Raw genomic sequence first — 21,196 nt, forward strand, 5'->3', positions numbered from 1 at the left:
GACTCCCCACCGGTTCCCCGAGGCGGGGGATTCAGTGCGCCCCGGAGTAGCGCTCGCCCACCGGGATCTCGACGGCGACGCGGTTGCCGGGCTGTGCGAGCGGGCAGGCCCACGCGGGGTCGTAGGCGCAGCTCGGGTTGTAGGCGAAGTTGAAGTCGAGCACGATCGTGCCGGGCTCGGAACCCGGCCCCAGGTCGGCGCCCTTGACGGAGTCGATCAGGTACCGACCACCTCCGTAGGTGCCGCCCGGCTTGCCGGCGAGCGCGTCCCCGACCGGGACGAACAGGCCGCCCCCGTACGAGCGCAGCCGCCAGACGTCGAGCGAGCCGACGCCCGGCACCTCGACCCGGCCGACCCGGTCGAAGGGCACGTCGCCGTCGGTGCCCGTCTCGACGACCATGCGGTGCGGCTCCGCGGGCAGGATCGGCACCTCGAAGCGCCACGCGGCGTCATACGGCTTCGTCGGCAGGCCGGTGAAGTGCGGCCTGTCCTCGGGGAGCAGCGGCGTGACCGGGTTGGTCGTGAAGAGCTCGTCGCGCGTGCGCCGCCACAGGTCGTGCGCCGCCTCGAGGTCGGTCGCCTCGCGCACCTGCCGGTACAGCCCGTGGATCGTGCGGCGCCACGCGGCCAGGGCGAGGCCCGAGTCGGTGTCGGGCACGAGCGGCGCAGCCGCGCCGGCGTCGCCTGCGGCAGTGGAGGACGAGGAGGTGGGGGTCGGGTCGGTCACGCGGGCGACGGTAGTCGGACCGCCTCCTCGGGGACCGGGAGGGCGCCTCCTCGGCTCGGGGACCTCGGGGACCTCGGGGGCCTCGGGGGCCCCGGGTCCGGACCTGCCTGCCTCAGCCTGCGTGCCGCGGGTGCGCCTCGGGTGCGCGCCAGCCCGGTGCGAGGGCGCGCATCCGGAGCGCGCGCCACTGCCAGACGAGCCAGAGCCCGGGCCAGAGCGCGATGCCGATCGGGCCGGCGTGGAAGACCAGGCGGTCGCGCAGCAGGGTCTCGTCCTGGCCGAGCGGCGACACGGCCATGCGGTGGTCGATGCGCATCCGCGAGAACTGGCCGGCGGTGCCCTTCCCGGTGTCGCGCTGGATCCAGGCGCCGTCACGGTCGTGCCAGTCGAGGTCGACGTGCGTGTCGCCGAGGGGCAGCAGGCCGAGGATGTGGGCGGTCACGGGGTGCGCCTCCTCGGTCCAGCGGTCGGGGAAGCCCTCGGGCGCGAGCGAGCGGTAGCGCACCAGCGGCTTCGTCACGGCGACCATGACGGCGGGGTCGCGCAGGGCGTCGGCCGCGGCGTCGACGGGACAGGCGAGTCGGATCTTGAGCTGCACGTGCATGCGGACGAGTCTGCTCCCGTGGGCTGGGCGGCGGGCCCCGCGGCGTCGTCGTTCGTCTCTCCTCATTCAGGAACATGGGTCCTGAGTCGCGCGGCGGGGGGACTCGCGGCCCTGAGTCGTGCACCGTTCAGGAGGCGGGGGTCGCGACTTCCTGATTCGTGCGAGACCGGAGGTGGGGGAGGAACGCGTAACGCGGCGCAACCCACCGAGCCGAGGAGGCGGCGCGACCTACCCTGAGGAGGTGACGATCCCGCAGACGACACCGCAGCAGACCGCCGGGCAGCAGGCCCCCGGGCAGCAGGCCCCGCAGCAGGCCCGGCACCAGAACCCACCCCGGGCCCCGCACCAGTCCAAGTACCAGGTCCGCCTCGACCAGGGCGTGGCCGGTGCCGCCCGCATCGCGCCCGGGGCGCACGTCGTCGTCGTGGCGGACGTCCTCGACGGGCACGGCCTGCTCTCGACGGCGGACGTCCTCGACGCGGTCACGGCCGTCGCGGACGACGCGGCGATCGTGCTGCACGCGACGGCCGCCTCCTCGGCCGACGTCGCCCGCCGGGTGCTCGACCGCCAGGCCGAGCGGGGCGACCGCGCCGTCGTGGCCGTCGTCGCCGCGGGCGCGCTCGACGACGACGGGTTCCGGTCAGCCGTCGAGGACGTCCTCGCCGCGGGGGCCGTCGTCGACGCGCTCGCCGCCTCCGGCATCGACTTCTCGTCGCCCGAGGCCGCCGTCGCGTGCGCCGCCGCCGTCTCGCTGCGGAGGGCGCAGTCCCACCTGCTCACCGCCTCCTCGTCTGCCGCCGAGCTCGTGGAGGCCGGACGCGAGGAGGCGCTGGTCGCCGCCGGTGCGCCCGTCGCGGTGGCGACGGTGCACCGTGCACCCCTGGCTGCGGAGCCGGTGGGGGCGCACGGACCGGCCAGCTCGCACGGGGAACAGAGCGACTCGGCGTAGCGTTCCGACCAGGACGCGGGCCGATCGGGCCCCTGATCGAAGGAGTGGACGATGAAGGCAGTTCTGAGCGACGGCACGGTGGTGGCCGAGGCCCCGAAGGACGAGCTGATCTCGATCGAGGGCAACTGGTACTTCCCGCCGGCGAGCGTCAACGACGAGCTCTTCGAGGAGAGCCCCACCCAGTACCACTGCCCGTGGAAGGGCGACACGCAGTACTTCAGCGTCAAGGACGGCGAGACCCTGCTGCAGGACCGCGCGTGGAGCTACCCGACCCCGATCCCCGCGTCCTTCGACCGCGTCGGCAAGGACTACTCGGGCTACGTCGCGTTCTGGAAGGACGTGCAGGTCGTCGAGTAGCGACTGCTGCCGCGCTCTCTGTGTCGAGGGCGGGTCGAAGTGGTCGAGGGCGGGTCCGTGCGGACACGCCCTCGGCCGTTCTGACCCGCCCTCGACGGAGCCGGGCAGCAGGAGCAGCAGGAGCAGCAGGAGTCAGGCGTCGGTGCTGTTGGTGCTGGCGTTCGCGTCGCCGCCGGCGAGCCTGGCGCGGTGCGCGCGGACCTTCGCGCGGTTGCCGCAGCGCTGCATCGAGCACCAGCGACGGCTCCGGGCCCGGGACTCGTCGCGGTACACCAGGCCGCAGAGCGGGTTGGCACAGCGCCGGAGGCGCGACTCGTCCCCGCCGCCGAACCCCACCTCGTCGAAGAGCCGCACCCCGTCGCGGGCGACCGAGGCGAGCGCCTGACCCAGCCGCAGCCGGCCCGCGCCGGCCTGACGGCGACCCCCGGCGAGTGCGGGAGGCACGTCCGGCGTCGCGGCGAACAAGTTGAGCATGTCGACGTCGCCGGGGTCGGGCGAGGCTCCGTCGACGGCGGCGACGGCCAGGCGGGCCGTCGCGTCGCGGAGACCTCGGGCGTCCGCGAGCTCGCGGTCGGAGGCGCCGGTGCCGATCCCGGGGAAGCGCTCCGCGAGCCAGTCGTCGAGGTCGGCGGGCAGCAGGAGGCCGTCCCAGGGCGACGAGCCGTCGGTCGGCTGCGCGAGACCCGACTCGGGGCCGAGGCGCGAGCCCGCACGGAACCCGCCGAGGTACGCGAAGTCGAGCGCGAGGGCTCCGGAGTCGAAGAACCAGCGCGTGCCGGTGTCGGAGCGCAGCCACTGCCCAGTGCTCATCTGACCACCTTAGCTAGTTACGGGACCGGGCTCGCGCCTCCTCGGCCTTCCGTGTCCGCAAATGCCGACCGAGGAGGTGCGACACGCCACGTGTCGAGGCGCATCCCGGGCGTGGCGCAGCGCTGCGGTCGGCATCTGCGGGCCCGACGGGGCGGCGGCAGCAGGGCGAGAGAGATCCGGCAGATGACTCCCCTCGGGTCTGAGCCCTGGGTCGCCGACGGGCGGATCCCTCTCGAATTCGCGAGAAACGAAACGTGGCGCCGGGCGCAAGGCGCGACCTCGGGGCCCCGAGCCTCAGACCGCGCGCTTGGTCCAGGTGATGAGGTGAGCGGGGTCGTACCGGCGCGAGCAGCGGCCGCAGGCGAGGGGCCGCTTCGGCTCCCGGTAGCGGAAGTGCTCGTGCCCGGCGGCGCAGACCCCCACCCACGGGGCCAGCTCGGACGCGATCGCGCCGTCGTGCAGCCGCCCGCCGACGTAGCCCAGCTCGGTGGCGACGCTCTTCCAGCGCGGACCGTGGCCCGCCCGCGACCCGGCGACGGCGTGCGCGACCTCGTGCAGCAGCACCTGGTGGATCTCGTCGTCCTCGTACCTGCCCGCGAGGTGCCGCGAGACGGTGATCCGCTTCTTGCCGTAGTCGCAGAGTCCGGCACGCGTCTTGGCCGCGTCGAAGGCGAAGCTCCAGACGTCGGGGTCGAGGTGCAGGGCGATCAGGGCGTCGGCCCAGCGCCGCACCCGCTCGAGGTCGGCCACGCTCAGCGCCTCCCGGTCGTCGGCGCGGCGCGGCCAGGGAAGAGTGCGGCGCCGCACGGAGGCGACGTGGAAGCGACGAAGCGACGCGATGTTCCCGGTCGTCTTGTCGCCTTCGAGCAGGTTCTGCGGCCGAGAACCCGACCGGGCGACGGCACGAGGCGCGCCCGAGGCGTCACGAGGAGGTGCGGTGCAGCATCGACGCGCAGGTCAGCGCGCCGGGAACGGCCAGGTGGTCGGTTCGTCGTCGCGCGGCAGCCCGTCGACGGCGCCGGTGACCCCGGTGACCCCGGTGGTGCCGCGACGGGGCTCGCCCTCGTCGTCGACAGCGGGCGCGTCGACGACGACGGCGCGCTCGCCGTCGCGGTCCCGGTGCCCCGCGGCGTTCGCGGCCAGGCTCGAGATCTTGCCCCAGAGGCTGGTGTCGGCCCGGGTCGACGGCTTGTCGAGCACGCGCTCCGACGGGTCGGCAGGCGCCGAGGAGGCGGCAGGCGCCGAGGAGGCGACGGGCGCGTCGCCGGGATCGGTCCGCATCGCGGCCGCGAGGGCTGGCTCGATCGGGGCAGGGGCCTGAGGTGCGGGAGCCTGCGGAGCAGGGGTGTGAGCTGCGGGAGCAGCCGGGGAGGCGTCGGGCGCGGACGCGGGGACCGGGCCGGCGGACGAGTCCGCCGCCGTCGGGGACTGCTGCGCGCCTCCTTCGCCCTGTTCGCCGCGCCCTGCAGACGCAGACGCAGCAGCGGTCGCGGCCGACCCGCCCTCGACGCGGGGGAGACCGGTGGGGTTCGTGTCGCCCTCCTCGGGCGGCGAGGCGACGGCCGCGTGGGCACCCGGCGCGGACTGGCCGATCGGCGTGATCGATCCGGTCTCGCGGGCGTGCGCCGGTGCGTCGTGGGCAGCTCGCATCAGCCCGTCGATGACGGTGCGGAGCGCGTCGAGCCGGTCGCGAGCGGCACCCGCCCGCTCGTAGGCCGTCAGCGCGACGGCCAGGACCTCGTCGCTCTCGTCGTGGCGACCCAGGTCGAAGAGCGTGTAGCCCTCGAGCTCGGCGGCGGTGGCCTCGAGCACGCGCCATTCCTCGGTGGAGGCGGTGATGCGGCTGGTGTGCAGGTCGCCGAGCGCGCGCTCGAGCTTGCCCTGCTCGCGGAGCACGTGTGCACGACGGATGCGCGCCGCCGTGGAGTCGGCCCGGTCGCCGGTGAAGTGGGCGAGGCGGAACGCCTCCTCGGCGATGGCGAGGGCCTCGTCGAGGCGGCCGAGGGTGCGCAGCAGGTCGGCACGCTCGCCGAGCGCGGAGGTGCTGCGGCTCTGGCCGAGGGCCGCGAGACGGGCCTCGGCGGTCCGCACGTCGACGGCGACGCGGAGGCTGATCGGCTCGACGCCGGGCACAGGGCGGGAGGTGCGGCCCGAGGGCGCGTCGGAGCCCGGCGGCACGCTGCGGGGGCGGGTGCTGCCGGTCGCGGATCCGGGGTTCGAGTCGTGCTGGCTCATCGAGTACGAGGGTAACCGCAGCGCCCCCGATCGGACCGTGCGGCGCGCGCTCCGCGGCGGTCATCTCGAATTCGAGGGCGATCGGGCCCGAGGCGAGCGGCCAGCGGCGAGCGGCGAGCGGCGCGTCGCTCAGTCGAGCGGCTCGAGCGGCACGCTGACGATGCGGTCGTCACCGCCCCGGGCGTCGCCGCGACCGTCGGTGTTGTTCGTCAGGAGCCAGAGGGCCCCGTCGGGGCCCGGCAGCACGTCGCGGATGCGCCCCAGCGACTCGTCTCCCGAGAAGCGCTCGGTCGAGGTCGCGTCGCCGGTCTCGGGCACCTGGATCTCGAACAGCACCTCGCCGCCCAGCCCGGCCATGAACAGGGTCGAGCCGATCGCCGTCAGCCCGCTGGGGCTCGCCTGGTCGGTGCGCCACTGCAGCACCGGGTCGAGGAACTGCCCGGACGCCCCCGACGACCCGGACGCCCCCGAAGCCCCTCGCCCCTCGACCTCGGGCCAGCCGTAGTTCGCGCCCGGCGCGAGGGAGTTGAGCTCGTCCCAGGTGTCCTGACCGAACTCGGCGACCCAGCCGCCGCCCCACGCGTCCCAGGCGATGCCCTGCGGGTTGCGATGGCCGAGGCTCCAGACGGGCGAGCCGGGCATCGGGTTGTCGCTCGGCACGGCGCCGGTCGGGGAGAGCCGCAGCACCTTGCCGCCGAGCGAGATCTCGTCCTGTGCTGCCGTGTCGTCGGAGGCGTCGCCGGTCGTGGCCCAGAGCATGCCGTCCGGGCCGAAGGCGATGCGGCCGCCGTCGTGGTTCCGGGCTGCGGGGATGCCGGTGAAGACGTCCTCCACGGCGCCGAGGCCGTACGACCCCGGCTCGCCCGTGATCGGGGCCCGGACTATCCGGTTGTCGTCGGCGGTCGTGAGGTAGGCGTAGAGGTACGACGGCGACCCGGCCAGGACGGCGAGCCCGAGCAGGCCCGATTCGCCCTCGTGCACGACGCCGTCGATCGTCGCGACGTCTCGTACCGACCCGTCGCCGGTGAGCTCGACCACGCGGCCGCTGTCGCGGAGGCTCACGAACGACGATCCCGTGTCCAGGCGCACGACCGACCAGGGAGCCTCGAGGCCGGTCGCGACGTCGGTCGGCTCGGCGTCGGGGGCGACGCGGACCGCCGTGGTGTCGGTGGTGGCCGCCACCGGTCCGGGGCCGGGCACGCCGTCGACGGGCACGGCCGCGTCGCTCGCGGCGCGGGACGACGTCGAGCCCGTCGTGGGGGAGTCGCCTCCCGTGCAGCCGGCGAGCACCAGGGCGATCACGGCGGCGCCGACGGCGGCGGCGACCACGGGGCGCACGGGCCGTGCGGGCTGGCGGCGGGGCCTGTCTCGTGTCATGTCGTGCGCCTCCTCGGGTCTCAATCAGACACGAGGAGGAGCGGGTCGGGCGACGAGTGCGGCGCATCGTTGCACGACCGTGACGAGTCCGACACCGGACCGTGACGTGTGAGCCAGGCTCACCTGCGAGAGCGACTCAGGCGCGGGCGGCGAGCTCTGCGCGGAGCGGCCAGTCCTGGCCCTCGAGGATGAGCTGTGCGGCCTGGCCCGTGCGCGTGTTGACGACGATCGGCGCGAGCAGGTTGACGGTCATCCCGCTCGGGGCGGGCGTCGCGACGACGAGCAGCAGCGCCTCCGCGGCGTCGTGCAGGTCGAGCCCCGTCGTCTGCTCGTCGGTCAGCACCGGCGAGTAGTCGGGCAGGTGCACGGCCGCGTCGAGCACGTAGAGCCGGACCTCGGCCGACGCGTCCGTCGCCCGCAGCGCGAAGAGCCCGGCGGCCCCCTTGACCTCGTCGAGCACGAAGTCGACGAGCGGCTCGAGCCCGAAGGGAGGCGCGACGAACGCCACGGGGGCGGTCACGGTGCTCATCGGAGGAAGTCCATCAGCGAGACCTGCAGCACCTTCGCGGTGACCTGCAGGGCGGCCTGGTACGAGTTGTTCTGCAGCTGCAGGTCGAGCACGGCCTGGCCGAGGTCGAGGTCCTCGAGCCCGGCGCGCTGTGACTCCAGCGTGACCTTCGTGTCCATCAGGGTGTCCTCGGCTCTCAGCAGCTGGGCGTGGCGCGCGCCCATGTCGGACTGCACGCTGCGCAGGCCGGACACACGGGCGTCGACGGTGGTCAGGTGGGACGCGACGTCGCCTCCGGTGCGGAGGCTGGTCGCGATGTCGTCGATCAGGGCGAAGACGGAGGAGGCGCCGGTGCCGAACGCGACGGAGCCGTCCGAGTCGACCGCGACGGTCGTCTCCGGCCCGATCCGGCGGGTGACGCTGGAGCCCGGGGTGCCGGTCCAGCTGTAGTCGGCGCGGAAGGCCGCCCCGGCGTCCGAGGTGCCGGCGAAGACGCTGCGGCCGTTGATGCTCGTGTTGGCGACGCCCAGCAGGTCGGCCTTGAGGCCCTCCAGCTCGACGGCCACCGCCTCCTTGGCGTTCGGCGACAGCGCCCCGTTGGCGCCCTGGAGCGTCAGCTCGCGCACCTTCGCCATCAGCGAGTCGGCGGCGATCAGCGCGGAGTCGGTCGTGCTCAGCCAGCCGTCGCCGTCGGCGACGTTGCGGGTGTGCTGGGCGTGGGCCGACTGCAGGCTCTTGACGCGCAGGGCCTCGGCCGTGGCGGTGGGGTCGTCGGAGGGGCGGGTCAGCTTGTCGAGGCTGGTCGCCCGCTCCTGCGCCTGCGCGAGGCGCACGGAGCCCGCCTGCAGGTGCTGCTGCGACTGCAGCGCCGTCATCTGGTTCGTCACGCGTGTCAGCATCGTCCCTACCTCCCGACCCGGCCCATGCCGTTGATCAGCGTGTCGAGCATCTCGTCGATGGCCGTCATCACGCGAGCGGCGCCCTGGTAGGCGTGCTGGTAGCTGAGCAGCGAGACGTTCTCCTCGTCGAGGCTCACGCCTGAGCCCGACAGCTGCCGGTTCTTGGCGGACGACGCGGCGAGGTCGGCGAGCGACGACTGCGCCATCTCGCTCTTCGCGGAGGCGCCGATGCCGGCGACGATCGACGACCAGGCGCGGTCGGGGGACCCCGAGCCGACGCCGAGCTGCGCGATGCGCTGCGCGACGGAGCCGTCGAGGGCTCCCGCCCCGCCGCCCGAGGCGATCGAGGAGGCGCCGGTCGGCACGACCGTGAGGCCGCGTGCCGCCGAGACGCCGGGCGCCAGGGCGAAGAACTGCCCGGCGGGCTGGCCGTCGGCGCGGACTCCGCCGGCGTGCACGGCGTTGACCTGCGTCGCGAGCTGCGTCGCGAGGGCGTCGTACGACGCGGCCGCCTCGGCGAGGGCGCCGCCCTGTCCGCCGGCCGCGGGGCCGAGCAGCGAGACGGCGCCGGCCAGGCTGCCGCCGTCCATGGCCACGACGTCGCCGGGACGGTGCGCCCACTCGACGGCGACGCCGGTCGAGGCGCTCATGGTGAACTCGCCCGTGACGACGACGCTGCGGGCCGTGGTGCCGCTGACGAGCGCGTTGCCGCCGATCAGCACGTCGACCGTGCCGTCGCCCGCGTCGCGCACGGTGCCGCCGGCGATCGAGGCGATCTGCTCGGTGAGGCGGGCGCGGGCGTCGAGCAGCTCGTTGGCGCTCGTGCCGTCCTGCACGGCCGAGCGGATGCGCCCGTTGAGGTCGGCGACCTGGCGGGCGGCGTCGTTCAGCTGCACGCCGAGGGTCTGGGCGGTGCCGCGGGTGGCGCTCCACTGGTCCTCGACGGCCTGGTGGCCGGAGGCGATGCTCGCGGCGAGCGTCTTGGCCTGGCCGAGCAGCACCGACGCGGGGCCGGTCTGGTCGGGGTGGCTGCCGAGGTCGCTCCACGAGTTCCAGAAGGCGCCGAGCTGGGCGGTGATGCCCGTGCTGCGGGGCTCGCCGAGGCCCTGCTCGAGGGTCGAGAGCGCGTCCGCGCGCACCGACTGGTAGCCGGCGGCGGCTGCGGCGCCGCGGACCTGGCCGTCGACGACGGCGTTGCCGAGGCGGGCGATCGCGTCGACCGCGACGCCCTGGCCGGGCACGACGCCCGCGCTGAAGCGGCCCGTGCGGGCGGGGGCTTCGACCGAGCTCTGGCCGACGCGCTGGCGCGTGTAGCCCTCGGTGTTGACGTTGGCGATGTTCTGTCCGGTCACGTCGATGCCGGTGCGGGCGGCGACGAGGCCGGTGTAGGCGGTGTGCAGGCTGCCGAAGGTGCTGACCATCACAGCCGCCCGTCGAAGAGCTGACCGCCGGAGGCGGCGGTCGCGCCGGCACGGCCGGCCCGCGACGCCGAGGCGCCCCCGACCGAGCCGCGGGCGTCGTAGATGCTGCCGGCTGCCGCGTCGGCGGCCGTGGCCATCGTCTCCTGAGTCGCCCGGGCGGCGGCGCGGAGGAACCGCTCGTTCTCGTCGCGCAGCTGCGCGATGCGGGCGGTGAGGTCGGTCATCGACTTCAGGTGCGCCGTGAAGATCTCTCCCCAGGGGCCTGCGGGAGCCGCGGCGATGATCTCGCGCAGGGGCGCCTCCTCGTCGGTGCCCCACTCCTGGGCGACGGACGAGACCTCGACGGCACGGGCCAGCCCGGCCTCGCGGAGGCGCTCGAGCACCTGCTCGACCTCGCGGGTCGCGTGCTCGATCCAGCGGGTGCGGCCGGCGGTGAGCAGCAGCTGCTCCTCCTCCAGCTTGAAGGTCAGCAGCTCCAGCAGCTCTCGCTCGCGCCAGAGCAGCGCGGACAGCTCGTTCGCGCCCATGGGGCCTCCTCGGTCAGGGGGTCGTCGGGTGGTGCAGCGGAGCGGTGATGTCCTCTGCACGGGGGACTATCGGCGTCCCGCGTCCCGGCGTTAGGCGACGTCCGTCTGCGTGCGCTCCTCATTCAGGAACATGTGTCCTGCGTCTCGCGTCGGGGGGACCCGTGCTCCTGAATCGTGCACGATGCAGGAACCCGCGCGCGGATGTTCCTGCACGGCGCGCGGCGGGCGGCACGGCACTGCGCGGTGAGCCGCCGCGCCGAGCGGTCGATGGCGGCATCGCGTCGACTCTTCATGACGCCTAGGGCAAGGACGAAGGGCCAGGCGCGCGCTCGGCGTGCCTGGCCCTTGCGGGGAATACGTGGATCAGGTCGAGGTGAGGGATGAGGTCGATGCGCCTCGTTCGCCTTCTCGGTGACCCGAGCCGTCAGTTCTAGAACGAGATGTAGTTGCCGTTGTCGTACAGAACGAACGACTGTGCGCTCTCGGGCACGATGTAGGCGGTGTAACCGGTGAAGGCCGACCCGGGATAGAGGGTGGGGCCGTCGCTCATCGACGGCATCCCGTCGCCGAAGACGATGTACTCGGTGTCGTACCGGTTGCCCTCGGGAGTCGCCAGGGACAGGTCGTACGACGCGAGTGACGGCTCGACCCCGTCGGGGTCGATGCCTGTCATCGCGAGTTCTGCCACGACGTACTTGAAGCCCGCGGGGGCTTCGCTGTTGAACATGTTGTACTGCTCGACGGCTGCGTTGGCGTTGGCGTCCACGATCCGCGCGGTCAAGCTGTACTTCTCACCCCCCAGGAGTCCCTTCGCGACGTACGGCTGCGGCACGGGGTTCTCGACGGTGCCGGTCTCCGCGGGTGCCTCGCTCTCTGCCGGTTCGGGCTCGGACGCTTCGGATACGGGTGCCTCGGATGGTTCAGCTTCGACGCTGGCCTCTTCCGCCGGCTCCGCAGGCTCCGTCTCGCTCGCTGCGGTCGAGGAGGAGTTCGAGTCGTCCGCCCCGGCACCCGCGACGATGATCCCGGTCAGCAGAGCGACACTGCCCAGAGCGAGCCCCACGACGGCCAGGCCCTTCTGCTGCTTCTTGACGAGAGCCGCGATGCCCAGGGCGACGGCTGCGATCGCCAGGAGCAGGCCGAGCACCTTCACGAGACCCGTGAGGAACGCCAGGATGCCCAGGACGAGGGCGGCCACGGCCAAGTTCCTCGACGGTGAAGCCTGTCGGACTCCGTACGGCTGAGGAGGCGTGACCTGATCCGCGGGCTGGCCCGGTGCCGGAACCGTCGGCGGACCGGCCGGCGGACCGGCCGGCGGACCGGTCGGCGGACCGGCCGGCGGCATCGGAGGCGTCTGGGCAGGCGTCGGCGGTCCTTCCGACCAGCGCTGTCCATCCCAATAGCGCTGTTCGTTGTTGGCGTGCGGGGCTGGGTACCAGCCGGCGGGCGTCTCCTGGGGCAAGGTTCGTTCTCTCGGGTCTTGGCGCAGGGCGCCTCGGGTTCGTCGCTTCTTCACGATGAATGGCGACGTGGAAGGAGCATCAGGTCGACCGCCGCACAGCGACGTCGACTCATGAGAACTCGACGACCGTGATCCTGAGCGCGTCCGAGAACCTGTGTGCCCCCGGGTACAAGGTAGACGAAAACGAATGATTCTCGTGACTGGGCCGAGACCCCAGAACGGGTCCGGGTGCACTCGGCCGATCGCGGTCCGGGACCGGCGGGGCCCCACCCTGGGGATCCGCGCGCACCCTCGAGCGCGAGGGCTGGTAGGCGTGGGTTCGGCGAATGCGACCGGCCGACGCGCTGAGCTGCACCCCTGGTCCGGCGCTGCGCCCCTGGAACGGCGGGTGTCGCGCGGGGAACAGGGGGCGTAGCTCGAGGCCGCGGCGCGCGGCACTGCGCGGCGCGCGGCACTGCGCGGCGCGGCGCGGCGTCGGCGCGACGTTCAGGCCAGGCCGCGCACCGAGAACACCTGGTCGAGGAACACCCGCCCCGCCCCGCGCAGCCCGCCCGTGCCCTGGTGCCGCGTCACCTCGACGAGCAGCTGGTCGGTCGCCATCGGCAGGCAGTCGGCCCAGAGGGTCGAGCGGACGCCGGCGACGAAGACGTCCGAGTCGGCGAGCACCCCGCCGAGCACGAGCCGGTCGGGGTTGAAGAAGTTGACGATGGTCGCGAGCACGCCGCCCGTCATCACGCCGGCTCCGCGCAGCAGGCCGGTCGCGAGGGGGTGGGCGTCGCGCGCGAGGTCGATCATCGCCTCGACGGTGCCGACGTCGTGCCCCGCCAGCTGCATCTCGCGCACGAGCGCGTTGCCCGAGGCGAGCGCGTCGAGGCAGCCGGTGCGGCCGCACGAGCACGGCACGGCGGTGGCGCCGGGCACGGTGACGTGGCTGATGTCGCCCGCCCAGCCGTTGCTGCCCGTGTAGAGCTCGCCGCGCGAGACGATGCCGCAGCCGATGCCCGAGCCCACCTTGACGAAGACCTGGTCGGCGGGCACGGCCTCGTCGCCCTCGGCCACGAGCTCGCCGGCCGCCATGAGGTTGGCGTCGTTGTTCACGACGACGGGCAGGTCGACCTCGCGCTGCACCACCTCGGCGACCGAGATCCCGTTCCAGCCGGGCATGCGCGAGGGCGAGACGATGCGCGACGTCGCGGTCGAGACGGGCCCGGGCACGCCCACCGACAGCCCGCTGAGCCGGCCGTGGCCCGTCTCGTCGAGCTCGCCCAGCATGTCGAGGAGGTGCGCCAGCGACGCCGAGACCACCGCGGTCGGCCCCTCGGCCACGTCCAGGGCCACGTGGCGCTCGGCGAGCAGCACGCCCGCGAAGTCGACCAGCCCGAAGGAGGCGCGGTCGACGCCGAGGTCGACGCAGCCGACCAGGCCGGCGCCGCCGCGGACCTGCAGCCGGCGCGGACGGCGACCGCCGCGCGACTCGCCCTCGCCGGTCTCGACGACGTGGCCGAGGCGGATCAGGTCCTCCACGCGGGAGGCGACGGTCGAGGGCGACAGGCCGGTCACCCTCGCGAGGTCGGCGCGTGACCTGGCGCTGCCCGCCCGCAGCGGACGCAGGACCTCGACGGCCTGGGGCGTGTGCCGGAGCGGAGCGCGGAACGCGTCTGTCGTCGTCATGGGCCCCTCGTGCTGATCGGTCGCGAACGCCGCCGAGCCCGTCGCGTTTCTCCAGTATTGCATGAAGTTGATCGAAATCTACGTGTAACAATCGCACAGTAGGTTCCCGTCCACACGGACGACGACCTCACCGGACGGCGACGCGGCCCCCTTGCCGCACCTCTCGAGAAAGCGGCACCAGCGTGGACAGCACGGCCTCAGGCACCAGCTCGGGCACGAGCGCGACCGACATGGTCACGATGCGCGACGTCCAGAAGCACTTCGGCGAGCACCACGTCCTCAAGGACGTCACCCTCAGCGTCGCGCCGCGCGAGGTCGTCGTGGTCGTCGGCCCCTCCGGCTCGGGCAAGTCGACGCTGTGCCGGTGCCTCAACCGGCTCGAGACGACCACGAGCGGCGAGATCCTCGTCGACGGCGTGCGGCTGCCCGAGGAGGGCAAGGCGCTCGCCGCCCTGCGCGCCGACGTCGGCATGGTGTTCCAGTCGTTCAACCTCTTCGCGCACCGCACGATCCTCGACAACGTGACGCTGGCGCCGATCACCGTGCGGGGCGAGTCGAAGAAGGACGCCCAGGCGCACGGGCTCGAGCTGCTCGCCCGGGTCGGCATCGCCGACAAGGCCGACGCCTTCCCGGCACAGCTCTCGGGCGGCCAGCAGCAGCGTGCCGCCATCGCCCGAGCCCTCGCGATGCGTCCGAAGGTGATGCTGTTCGACGAGCCGACGTCGGCGCTCGACCCCGAGATGGTCAACGAGGTGCTCGACGTGATGGTCTCGCTCGCCGCCGAGGGCATGACGATGATCGTCGTCACCCACGAGATGGGCTTCGCCCGGCGCGCCGCGGACCGCGTCGTCTTCATGGACGACGGCCGCATCGTCGAGCAGGCCGACCCGGCCACGTTCTTCGACCACCCCGAGTCCGACCGGGCGAAGGCGTTCCTGTCGAAGATCCTCACCCACTGACTCCCTCCGCTCCTCCCCTCCGCACCTCCCGCATCACCACCTCCCACAGCAGCCCCATCGAAGAGAGGCACCACCGTGCGCACGTCCCCCTCCCCCCTCCGCCTGCGTCGGGTCGTCCCGGCAGCCGTCGCCGTCGTCGCGATGCTCGGCCTCGCGGCCTGCTCGAGCGACAGCTCGGCCGTCCCCGGGGCCGACCCCGGCGCCTCCTCGGCCGCCTCGGCCCTCGACGAGGTCTACGCGAACGCGGTCGTCGCCGACGCGGCCGACATCCTGCCCGACTCGACGATGGCCAAGATCAAGGAGCGCGGCACGCTGATCGTCGGCGAGGCACTCGACGCGCCGCTGCTCTCGCAGCAGGACCCGTCGAACCCCGACGACGTGCAGGGCTTCGACGCCGACCTCGCCAAGCTGCTCGCCATCTACATCCTCGGCGAGCCGAACGTCGAGATCGTGCCGCCCGCCTCCGAGACCCGCGAGGCCCTGCTGCAGAACGGCACCGTCGACGTCGTCTTCAACACGTACACGATCACGGAGGAGCGGGCCGAGCAGATCTCGTTCGCCGGCCCTTACCTCGAGTCCGGTCTCGCCGTCGCGGTGAAGGCCGACAACGACGACATCGAGGGGATCGAGGACCTCGGCGACAAGACCGTCATCGTCGGCGCCAACACGCCCGCCGTCACCGCCGTGCCCGAGGAGCAGCCGACCGCCACGCTCGTGTCGTTCGCGACCGACCCGCAGGCGATGCAGGCCCTCAAGCAGGGCCGCGGCGACGCGTACGTGCAGGACTTCACGCTGCTCGCCTCGAACGCCGCGTCGGACGACTCGATCAAGGTCGTCGGCCAGCCCTTCACGACCGAGGCCTACGGCATCGGCCTCGCCAAGGACGACGCCGACTTCAAGGCCTTCATCAACGACTGGCTCGTGAAGATCGAGGACGACGGCACCTGGGCGAAGGTCTGGGACGAGACGCTCGGCGCGGCCGTCGAGTCGGACACCCCCGAGGCGCCCGAGATCGGCTCCGTCCCCGGCTCCTAGCCGGACCACGGGCGCCGGTGCGCCGGCCGGCCGTCGGGGCGACCCGTCGACCGGCCGGCGCCCGGTCCCGTCGCTGCAGCCGCACCTCCTGCGGTCTGCGCACCTCCTGCCCGTTCTCCGCCCCGCCCGCCCTCAGCCCGAAAGACCCCATGGACTTCTTCGTCGACAGTGCAGGGCCGCTCCTCACGGCGCTCGGCACGACGATCGTGATGGCGCTCGTCGCCGGCGCCGGGGCCCTCGTGCTCGGCACCCTGGTGGCCGCCGCCCGGATCAGCCCGGTGCCCGTGCTGCGCGGCGCCGCCTGGGCGTACACGCAGTTCTTCGTGAACGTGCCGCTGCTCGCGCTGCTGATCCTGGCCGTGTTCGCCCTGCCCGACGCCGGGCTGATCATGCCGCTCGCGCCGACCACGGTGCTCGTGCTCGCCCTCTACGAGGCCGCGTACGTCGCGGAGGCGGTGCGCAGCGGCGTGAACACGGTCGGCAACGGCCAGGTCGAGGCGAGCAGGGCACTCGGGCTGACGCTCGGCCAGACGCTCCGGCTCGTCGTGCTGCCGCAGTCGCTGCGGGCGGCCGTGCAGCCGATCGGCAACGTCATGATCGCGCTCACGATGAACACGGCGCTCGCCGCGGCCGTCGGCGTCGTCGAGCTGACCAGCGCCGTCAACAAGCTCAACCTGGTGCAGGCGCAGCCGATCCTGATCTTCACCGCCGCTGGCCTCGTCTACATGGTGCTCGCCCTCGTCATCGGCCTCGGCGCCGGACGCCTCGAACGAAAGGCGGCGATCGTCCGATGACCACGCCGACCACCCCCTCCGCCTCCTCCCGTCCTGCCGGAGGCGCCACCGCCGTCACCCCCGCCGCCTCCGTCCGGAAGGCGCCCACGGTCTCGCTCTACGACGAGCCCGGCCCGCGGACGCGACGTGCCATCCGGCTCTGGTCGGTCGTCGTCGTGCTCGCCCTGGCGGGGCTCGTCGCGGCCGGGCTCGTCCAGTTCGGCTCGCGCGGGCAGCTCGACGCCGACCGCTGGACGCCGTTCCTCTCCTGGCCGATCTGGCAGTACCTGCTCGTGGGCCTCTGGGGCACGATCCAGGCCGCCGCCCTCGTCGCGGTGCTCGGCGGTGCGCTCGGGCTCCTCCTCGCGCTCGGACGGCTGAGCCCGCGTCGCCCGCTGCGCTGGCTGTCGACCGCGTACATCGAGGTCGCCCGCACGGTGCCCGTGCTGCTGCTCATCTACCTGATGCTGTTCGGGCTGCCGCAGCTCGGCCTCGACCTGCCGCTGATCTGGAAGCTCGTCGTGCCGCTCACCGTGGCGAACTCCGCCGCGTTCGCCGAGATCGTCCGCGCCGGCATCCTCGGGCTGTCGCGCGGCCAGCGCGAGGCCGGGCTCAGCCTCGGGCTCTCGTCGGCGCAGACGACCCGGCTCGTCGTGCTGCCGCAGGCGCTCCGCTTCGTGACGCCGTCGCTCGTGACCCAGCTGGTCAGCCTGGTCAAGGACACCTCGCTCGGCTACATCGTCGCGTTCACCGAGCTGCTCTACCGCGGCCAGGTGCTGTCGTCGTTCAACCACCTCCTGATCCAGACGTTCCTCGTCGTGACGCTCGTGTACCTCGTCTTCAACGGGGCGCTGTCGACCCTCGCCGCCCGCCTGCGGGCGCGGCCGTCGCGGCGCAGCCCTCGTCGGGCGACGGCTCCCGTCCCGACGCCGGCCTCCGCGCCCGCGCTCGACTGACCCTCCCGCCCTCCCCGTCACCAAGGAGCACCACCGTGGCCCCCTCCCTCACCGCTTCCCCCGACTCGTCGACCGCCGTCGCCGCTGCGGCGTCGCTCGCCGAGCTCGCCGTCGTCGTCCGCTCGGGCGTCGTCGAGAGCCGCCACCTCGGCTGGCTCGTCGCCCTCGACGCCGAGGGCCGGGTCGCCGCCGACCTCGGCAGCGGCGGGGCCCAGGTGCTGCCCCGCTCGACCACGAAGCCCGTGCAGGCGCTCGCCTGCCTCGAGGCCGGGGCCGACCTCGAGGGGGAGGAGCTCGCGATCGCAGCCGGCAGCCACACCGGCGAGGACGCGCACGTCGAGGTCGTCCGCCGCATCCTCGCGCGTGCAGGGCTCGACGAGTCCGCACTCGGCTGCCCCGTCGACTGGCCCGAGGACGAGGCGACGCGCGAGCGCCTGATCCGCGACGGCGAGACGCGGTCGCGTGTCCGCATGAACTGCTCGGGCAAGCACGCGGCCATGCTGCTGGCGTGCGTGTCCGCGGGCTGGGACACCGCCTCCTACCTGGACCCTGCGCACCCGCTGCAGCAGCTCGTCCGTCGGACGCTGGAGGCGGTGGCCGGCACGACCGTGGAGGCCACGGCCGTCGACGGCTGCGGCGCACCGCTCTTCAGCACCACCGTCGAGGGGCTGGCGCGGTCGTTCCGGGCGCTCGTCACCGCGTCGGCGGGGTCGAACGCCCGCCGCGTCGCCGACGCGATGCGCGCGCACCCCTTCTTCGTGGGCGGGAACGACCACGCCAACAGCGACGCGATGACGCGCGTGCCCGGCCTGCTCGCCAAGGGCGGCGCCGAGGGCGTGATCGGGATGGCCACGTCGACCGGCGAGGCGGTCGCGATGAAGGTCGTCGACGGCAGCCCGCGGGCGACGACGCTGGTCGCGCTCGAGGTGCTCGGAGCGCTCGGCGTGGACGTCTCCGCGGCCGGGTCGCTGACCGCGCTGCGCGTGCTCGGCGGCGGGGTGCCCGTCGGCGAGATCCGGGTCGGGGCCGACGTCGCAGCGTGGGTCGCGCAGGCGCGCGGCGCCGGGGCCGGCGCCCGATGACGGATCCCGCAGCGCCTCCCCGAGTCGTCGTCGAGCTCTGCGTCGACGACCTCGACGGCGCCCTCGTGGCCGACCGGGCGGGCGTCGAGAGGATCGAGCTCTGCGCCGACCTGGTCGAGGGCGGGACGACCCCGAGCGTCGGGCTGGTCCGCTCGGCGCTCCGGGCCGTGCGGCACGTCGGCGTGCAGGTGATCGTCCGCCCTCGCGGCGGCGACTTCGCGTACGACGACGGCGAGCTCGACGTGATGTGCGCCGACCTCGAGGCGATCGTCGAGCTCGCCCTCGCGGCCTCGGCCGGTAACGGGAACGGGAACGAGGGCCGGACCGAGGTCGGGGTCGTCCTCGGGGCCCTGACCGCCGCCTCCGAGGTGGACGTGCCGGCGATGCGCCGCCTCGTCGCCGCCGCCGGGCCGCTGCCCGTCACGTTCCACAAGGCGATCGACGCCACGCCCGACCTGCTCGCCGCGTACGACGTGCTGCACTCGCTCGGTGTGCGCCGCGTGCTCACGGCGGGCGGCCCGGGTACCGCGGCCGAGGGCGCGGAGGTGCTGGCCGAGCTCGTGCGGCGATCTGCGGCGAGCCCGGACGCCCCCGAGGTGCTCGTCGGCGGCGGGGTCAGGGCGGCCGGCGTCCGCGACCTGCTCGACGCGACCGGCGCCTCATCGGTGCACCTGCGGGCGATGTCGCCCTCGCCGCGCGGGGACGGGACGCTGCGGACCGACCCTGCCGTCGTCGCGGAGTTCCTCGCGGCCGTCGGGCGCCGGGCGGGCGACCCTGCCGCAGTGGATCTCGTGGATGCCGCGGACGCTTCGGCTGCCCAGCACGCAGGAGGCGCGGTGCCCGGCCCGGCGCCGTCCCGGTCCGCGGTCGTCGCGGTCGACATCGGGGGCACCTCCTTCAAGGGGGCGGTGGTCGACGACTCGGGGCGCACGGTCCTCTCCCTCTCGGTCGCGGCGGGGTCCACGGGCGAGGAGTCGATCGACCTCGTCGTCGGCCTGCTGCACGAGCTGCGGGCTGCGGCTCGTGCCTCGGGGCACGACGTCGTCGGCGTGGGCGTCGTCACGCCGGGCATGGTCGACGCCGAGCGCGGGATCGTCCTCTTCGCGTCGACGCTCGGCTGGACCGACGTCCCGCTCGGGCCGATCCTCTCGGCGGAGCTCGGCGTGCCCGTCGAGATCGACCACGACGTGCGGACCAGCGGCCTGGCCGAGAGCCTGTTCGGAGCGTCGGCCGGGGTCGCCGACTCGGTGCTGGTCGCCGTCGGGACCGGCGTGGCCGCCTCGATCACGAGCGGCGGGCACGCCGTCCGCGGGGCCCTGACGGCGGCGGGCGAGCTCGGCCACGTGCCCGCGGTGCCCGGCGGCGAGGCCTGCACGTGCGGCCAGCACGGCTGCCTCGAGGTCTACCTGTCGGGGGCCGGCGTCGCTCGGCGCTACGCGGCCCTCGGCGGAGAGCCCGGGCTGGACACGGCGGCCGTCGTCGCGCGGGTCGGGAGAGTCGAGGGCGTCGGGACCGGCGTCGACGCGATCGCCGACCGGGTCTGGGCGGACGGCGTCCGGGCGCTCGCGCTCGGCCTCACGTCGCTCACGCTGCTCGTCGACCCGGCGGTGATCGTGCTCGCCGGGGGAGTGTCCCGGGCGGGAGCGACCCTCGTCGACCCGCTGCGGGCCGAGCTCGCGGCCGGGCTGGCCTGGCGTGCCGCACCCGAGGTGCGGCTGTCGGAGCTCGGCACGCACGGCGGGCGCATCGGCGCCGCGGTGCTCGCGTTCCGCGCCGGCGGACGGGGGAGCGTCGTCGACTCGTGGTCGCGGGCGGACCTGCTCGCGGACTGAGCCGCGGCCGCTCGTCTCCTCATTCAGGAAGATGGCTCCTGCATGTTGCGAGGAGAGGAGCTTGGTTCCTGAACCGTGCACGATTCAGGAATCGACGGGCTGAAGTTCCTGAGTTGTGCGCGCGGTGCGGCCGTCGGCGGTCCGGCCGTGCGCGCGGTCCGGCCGTGCGGGACGCGTGTCGGAGGCGGCGGCTAACCTGCCCGCATGCCCGAGGGTGACAGCGTCTTCCGACTGGCCGAGCGCCTCCGTGCGTCCCTCGACGGGCAGCGCCTGGCGAGCGGCGAGCTGCGGTCGGGCGCCGCCGCGGGCACGCCCCTGGCGGGGTGGACGATCCTCGAGCACGACACGCACGGCAAGCACCTCCTCACGCGCTTCGACACCGGGCGCACGCTGCACACGCACCTCCGCATGCAGGGCTCGTGGACGATCACGGGGCCCGGTCGGCGTCTGCCGACGGCGGTCGCGAAGGAGGCGCGGGTCCGGATGCAGACCGAGGCCGGCTCCGCCGCGTGGGGCCTCGACCTGCCCGTGGTCGAGCTGCTCGACACCCGCGACGAGCGCTCCGTGGTGGGCCACCTCGGGCCCGACCCGCTCCGCGACGACTGGGACCCGGCGGAGGCCCGGCGACGGGTCGAGGCGACCGACCCGGGCCGCACGGTGGCCGCCGTGCTGCTCGACCAGCGGGTGCTGGCCGGGCTCGGCAACCTGTGGGCGAACGAGGTCTGCTTCCTGCGCGGGGTCTCGCCGTTCACCCCGGTGGGCGCGGTCGACGCGGCAGCGCTCGTGCGGGTCGCGGCGCGGGGGCTGCAGGCGTCGGTGCGGGTGCCCGGCATGTTCCAGACCACCACGGGGAACACCCGCCGCGGCGAGCGGCACTGGGTCGCCGGGCGCGCCGGGCGCCCGTGCCTGCGCTGCGGCACGACCGTGATCGTGCGTGCCGAGGTCGCGGACGACCCCGGCCGGCGCCGCACCTGGTGGTGCCCGAGCTGCCAGCCGCTGCGCTAGCCGTGCG

Annotated in this window: 21 protein-coding genes and 1 pseudogene; 9 read left to right on the forward strand and 13 right to left on the reverse strand. The window is 74.1% G+C overall.

Translation table 11 applies throughout. From position 1 onward, the window contains the following. Positions 1–31 precede the first annotated feature (31 nt). Positions 32–658: a DUF1684 domain-containing protein gene (locus ES689_RS07860; RefSeq protein WP_146903578.1), complete on the reverse strand. Its 627-nt coding sequence runs from the start codon at positions 656–658 to the stop codon at positions 32–34. A 181-nt stretch (positions 659–839) separates the two neighbouring features. Further along, positions 840–1,331, reverse strand: a complete 492-nt coding sequence (locus ES689_RS07865) for a hypothetical protein (protein WP_146902595.1) — start codon at positions 1,329–1,331, stop codon at positions 840–842. Between the two features lie 241 nt (positions 1,332–1,572). Here ES689_RS07865 and ES689_RS07870 point away from each other — a divergent pair, with 241 nt between their 5' ends. Beyond that, entirely contained in the window at positions 1,573–2,280 is a 708-nt protein-coding gene (locus ES689_RS07870; protein WP_191330288.1) for a hypothetical protein, read from the forward strand. 51 nt (positions 2,281–2,331) lie between these two features. Beyond that, complete coding sequence (locus tag ES689_RS07875) at positions 2,332–2,637, forward strand: DUF427 domain-containing protein (RefSeq protein WP_146902598.1); 306 nt, start codon at positions 2,332–2,334, stop codon at positions 2,635–2,637. A 132-nt stretch (positions 2,638–2,769) separates the two neighbouring features. Here ES689_RS07875 and ES689_RS07880 read toward each other — a convergent pair whose 3' ends face one another. The 11 genes and pseudogenes from ES689_RS07880 to ES689_RS07925 form a co-directional block, all read right to left on the reverse strand. Next, positions 2,770–3,447 (reverse strand): CGNR zinc finger domain-containing protein, encoded by a 678-nt coding sequence (locus ES689_RS07880; RefSeq protein WP_146902601.1) that lies wholly within the window; start codon positions 3,445–3,447, stop codon positions 2,770–2,772. 294 nt (positions 3,448–3,741) lie between these two features. Continuing rightward, positions 3,742–4,197, reverse strand: coding sequence for a SprT-like domain-containing protein (locus ES689_RS07885; protein ID WP_146902604.1), 456 nt, complete (start codon positions 4,195–4,197; stop codon positions 3,742–3,744). Positions 4,198–4,404: 207 nt separating this feature from the next. Further along, a complete protein-coding gene (locus tag ES689_RS07890; RefSeq protein WP_146902606.1) occupies positions 4,405–5,682 on the reverse strand; it encodes a tetratricopeptide repeat protein in 1,278 nt (425 codons plus the stop codon). A 129-nt stretch (positions 5,683–5,811) separates the two neighbouring features. Continuing rightward, positions 5,812–7,059 carry a sorbosone dehydrogenase family protein gene (locus ES689_RS07895; protein ID WP_146902608.1) on the reverse strand — a complete coding sequence of 416 codons (1,248 nt, stop codon included), beginning with the start codon at positions 7,057–7,059 and terminating at the stop codon, positions 5,812–5,814. A 136-nt stretch (positions 7,060–7,195) separates the two neighbouring features. After that, positions 7,196–7,588: a flagellar assembly protein FliW gene (gene fliW, locus ES689_RS07900; protein WP_146902610.1), complete on the reverse strand. Its 393-nt coding sequence runs from the start codon at positions 7,586–7,588 to the stop codon at positions 7,196–7,198. Next, positions 7,585–8,454 carry a flagellin gene (locus ES689_RS07905; RefSeq protein WP_223269479.1) on the reverse strand — a complete coding sequence of 290 codons (870 nt, stop codon included), beginning with the start codon at positions 8,452–8,454 and terminating at the stop codon, positions 7,585–7,587. Before ES689_RS07905 ends, fliW begins: the two co-directional genes overlap by 4 nt. Positions 8,455–8,471: 17 nt before the next feature. Further along, the gene (gene flgK / locus ES689_RS07910) at positions 8,472–9,887 is read right to left on the reverse strand and encodes a flagellar hook-associated protein FlgK (protein ID WP_146902614.1); all 1,416 of its coding nucleotides are present in this window, start codon (positions 9,885–9,887) and stop codon (positions 8,472–8,474) included. Then, positions 9,887–10,414, reverse strand: a complete 528-nt coding sequence (locus tag ES689_RS07915) for a flagellar protein FlgN (RefSeq protein ID WP_146902617.1) — start codon at positions 10,412–10,414, stop codon at positions 9,887–9,889. The genes flgK and ES689_RS07915 overlap by 1 nt, the downstream gene beginning before the upstream one ends. Positions 10,415–10,844: 430 nt before the next feature. Continuing rightward, the gene (locus ES689_RS07920; protein WP_223269522.1) at positions 10,845–11,612 is read right to left on the reverse strand and encodes a hypothetical protein; all 768 of its coding nucleotides are present in this window, start codon (positions 11,610–11,612) and stop codon (positions 10,845–10,847) included. A 159-nt stretch (positions 11,613–11,771) separates the two neighbouring features. Next, a pseudogene (locus ES689_RS16120) lies at positions 11,772–12,314 on the reverse strand (DUF2510 domain-containing protein); the annotation flags it as partial. A 48-nt stretch (positions 12,315–12,362) separates the two neighbouring features. Continuing rightward, positions 12,363–13,547: an ROK family transcriptional regulator gene (locus tag ES689_RS07925; RefSeq protein WP_146902621.1), complete on the reverse strand. Its 1,185-nt coding sequence runs from the start codon at positions 13,545–13,547 to the stop codon at positions 12,363–12,365. 230 nt (positions 13,548–13,777) lie between these two features. Between ES689_RS07925 and ES689_RS07930 the strand changes: the two genes are divergently transcribed. The 7 genes from ES689_RS07930 (at position 13,778) to ES689_RS07960 (ending at position 21,189) form a co-directional block, all read left to right on the forward strand. Continuing rightward, the gene (locus ES689_RS07930; RefSeq protein ID WP_146903581.1) at positions 13,778–14,506 is read left to right on the forward strand and encodes an amino acid ABC transporter ATP-binding protein; all 729 of its coding nucleotides are present in this window, start codon (positions 13,778–13,780) and stop codon (positions 14,504–14,506) included. A 75-nt stretch (positions 14,507–14,581) separates the two neighbouring features. Further along, positions 14,582–15,541: a glutamate ABC transporter substrate-binding protein gene (locus ES689_RS07935; RefSeq protein ID WP_223269480.1), complete on the forward strand. Its 960-nt coding sequence runs from the start codon at positions 14,582–14,584 to the stop codon at positions 15,539–15,541. 149 nt (positions 15,542–15,690) lie between these two features. Then, complete coding sequence (locus ES689_RS07940; RefSeq protein WP_146902623.1) at positions 15,691–16,335, forward strand: amino acid ABC transporter permease; 645 nt, start codon at positions 15,691–15,693, stop codon at positions 16,333–16,335. After that, positions 16,332–17,270, forward strand: coding sequence for an amino acid ABC transporter permease (locus ES689_RS07945; RefSeq protein ID WP_146902625.1), 939 nt, complete (start codon positions 16,332–16,334; stop codon positions 17,268–17,270). The genes ES689_RS07940 and ES689_RS07945 overlap by 4 nt, the downstream gene beginning before the upstream one ends. A 35-nt stretch (positions 17,271–17,305) precedes the next feature. Beyond that, on the forward strand, positions 17,306–18,352 hold the full coding sequence (locus ES689_RS07950) for an asparaginase (protein WP_146902628.1): 1,047 nt from the start codon (positions 17,306–17,308) through the stop codon (positions 18,350–18,352). Continuing rightward, positions 18,349–20,184, forward strand: coding sequence for a copper homeostasis protein CutC (locus ES689_RS07955; protein WP_146902631.1), 1,836 nt, complete (start codon positions 18,349–18,351; stop codon positions 20,182–20,184). Before ES689_RS07950 ends, ES689_RS07955 begins: the two co-directional genes overlap by 4 nt. A 204-nt stretch (positions 20,185–20,388) precedes the next feature. Then, positions 20,389–21,189, forward strand: a complete 801-nt coding sequence (locus ES689_RS07960; protein WP_146902634.1) for a DNA-formamidopyrimidine glycosylase family protein — start codon at positions 20,389–20,391, stop codon at positions 21,187–21,189. Positions 21,190–21,196: the final 7 nt, after the last annotated feature.

The organism is Frigoribacterium sp. ACAM 257 (assembly GCF_007954365.1).
In the GTDB taxonomy this organism is placed as follows: Bacteria; Actinomycetota; Actinomycetes; order Actinomycetales; family Microbacteriaceae; genus Frigoribacterium.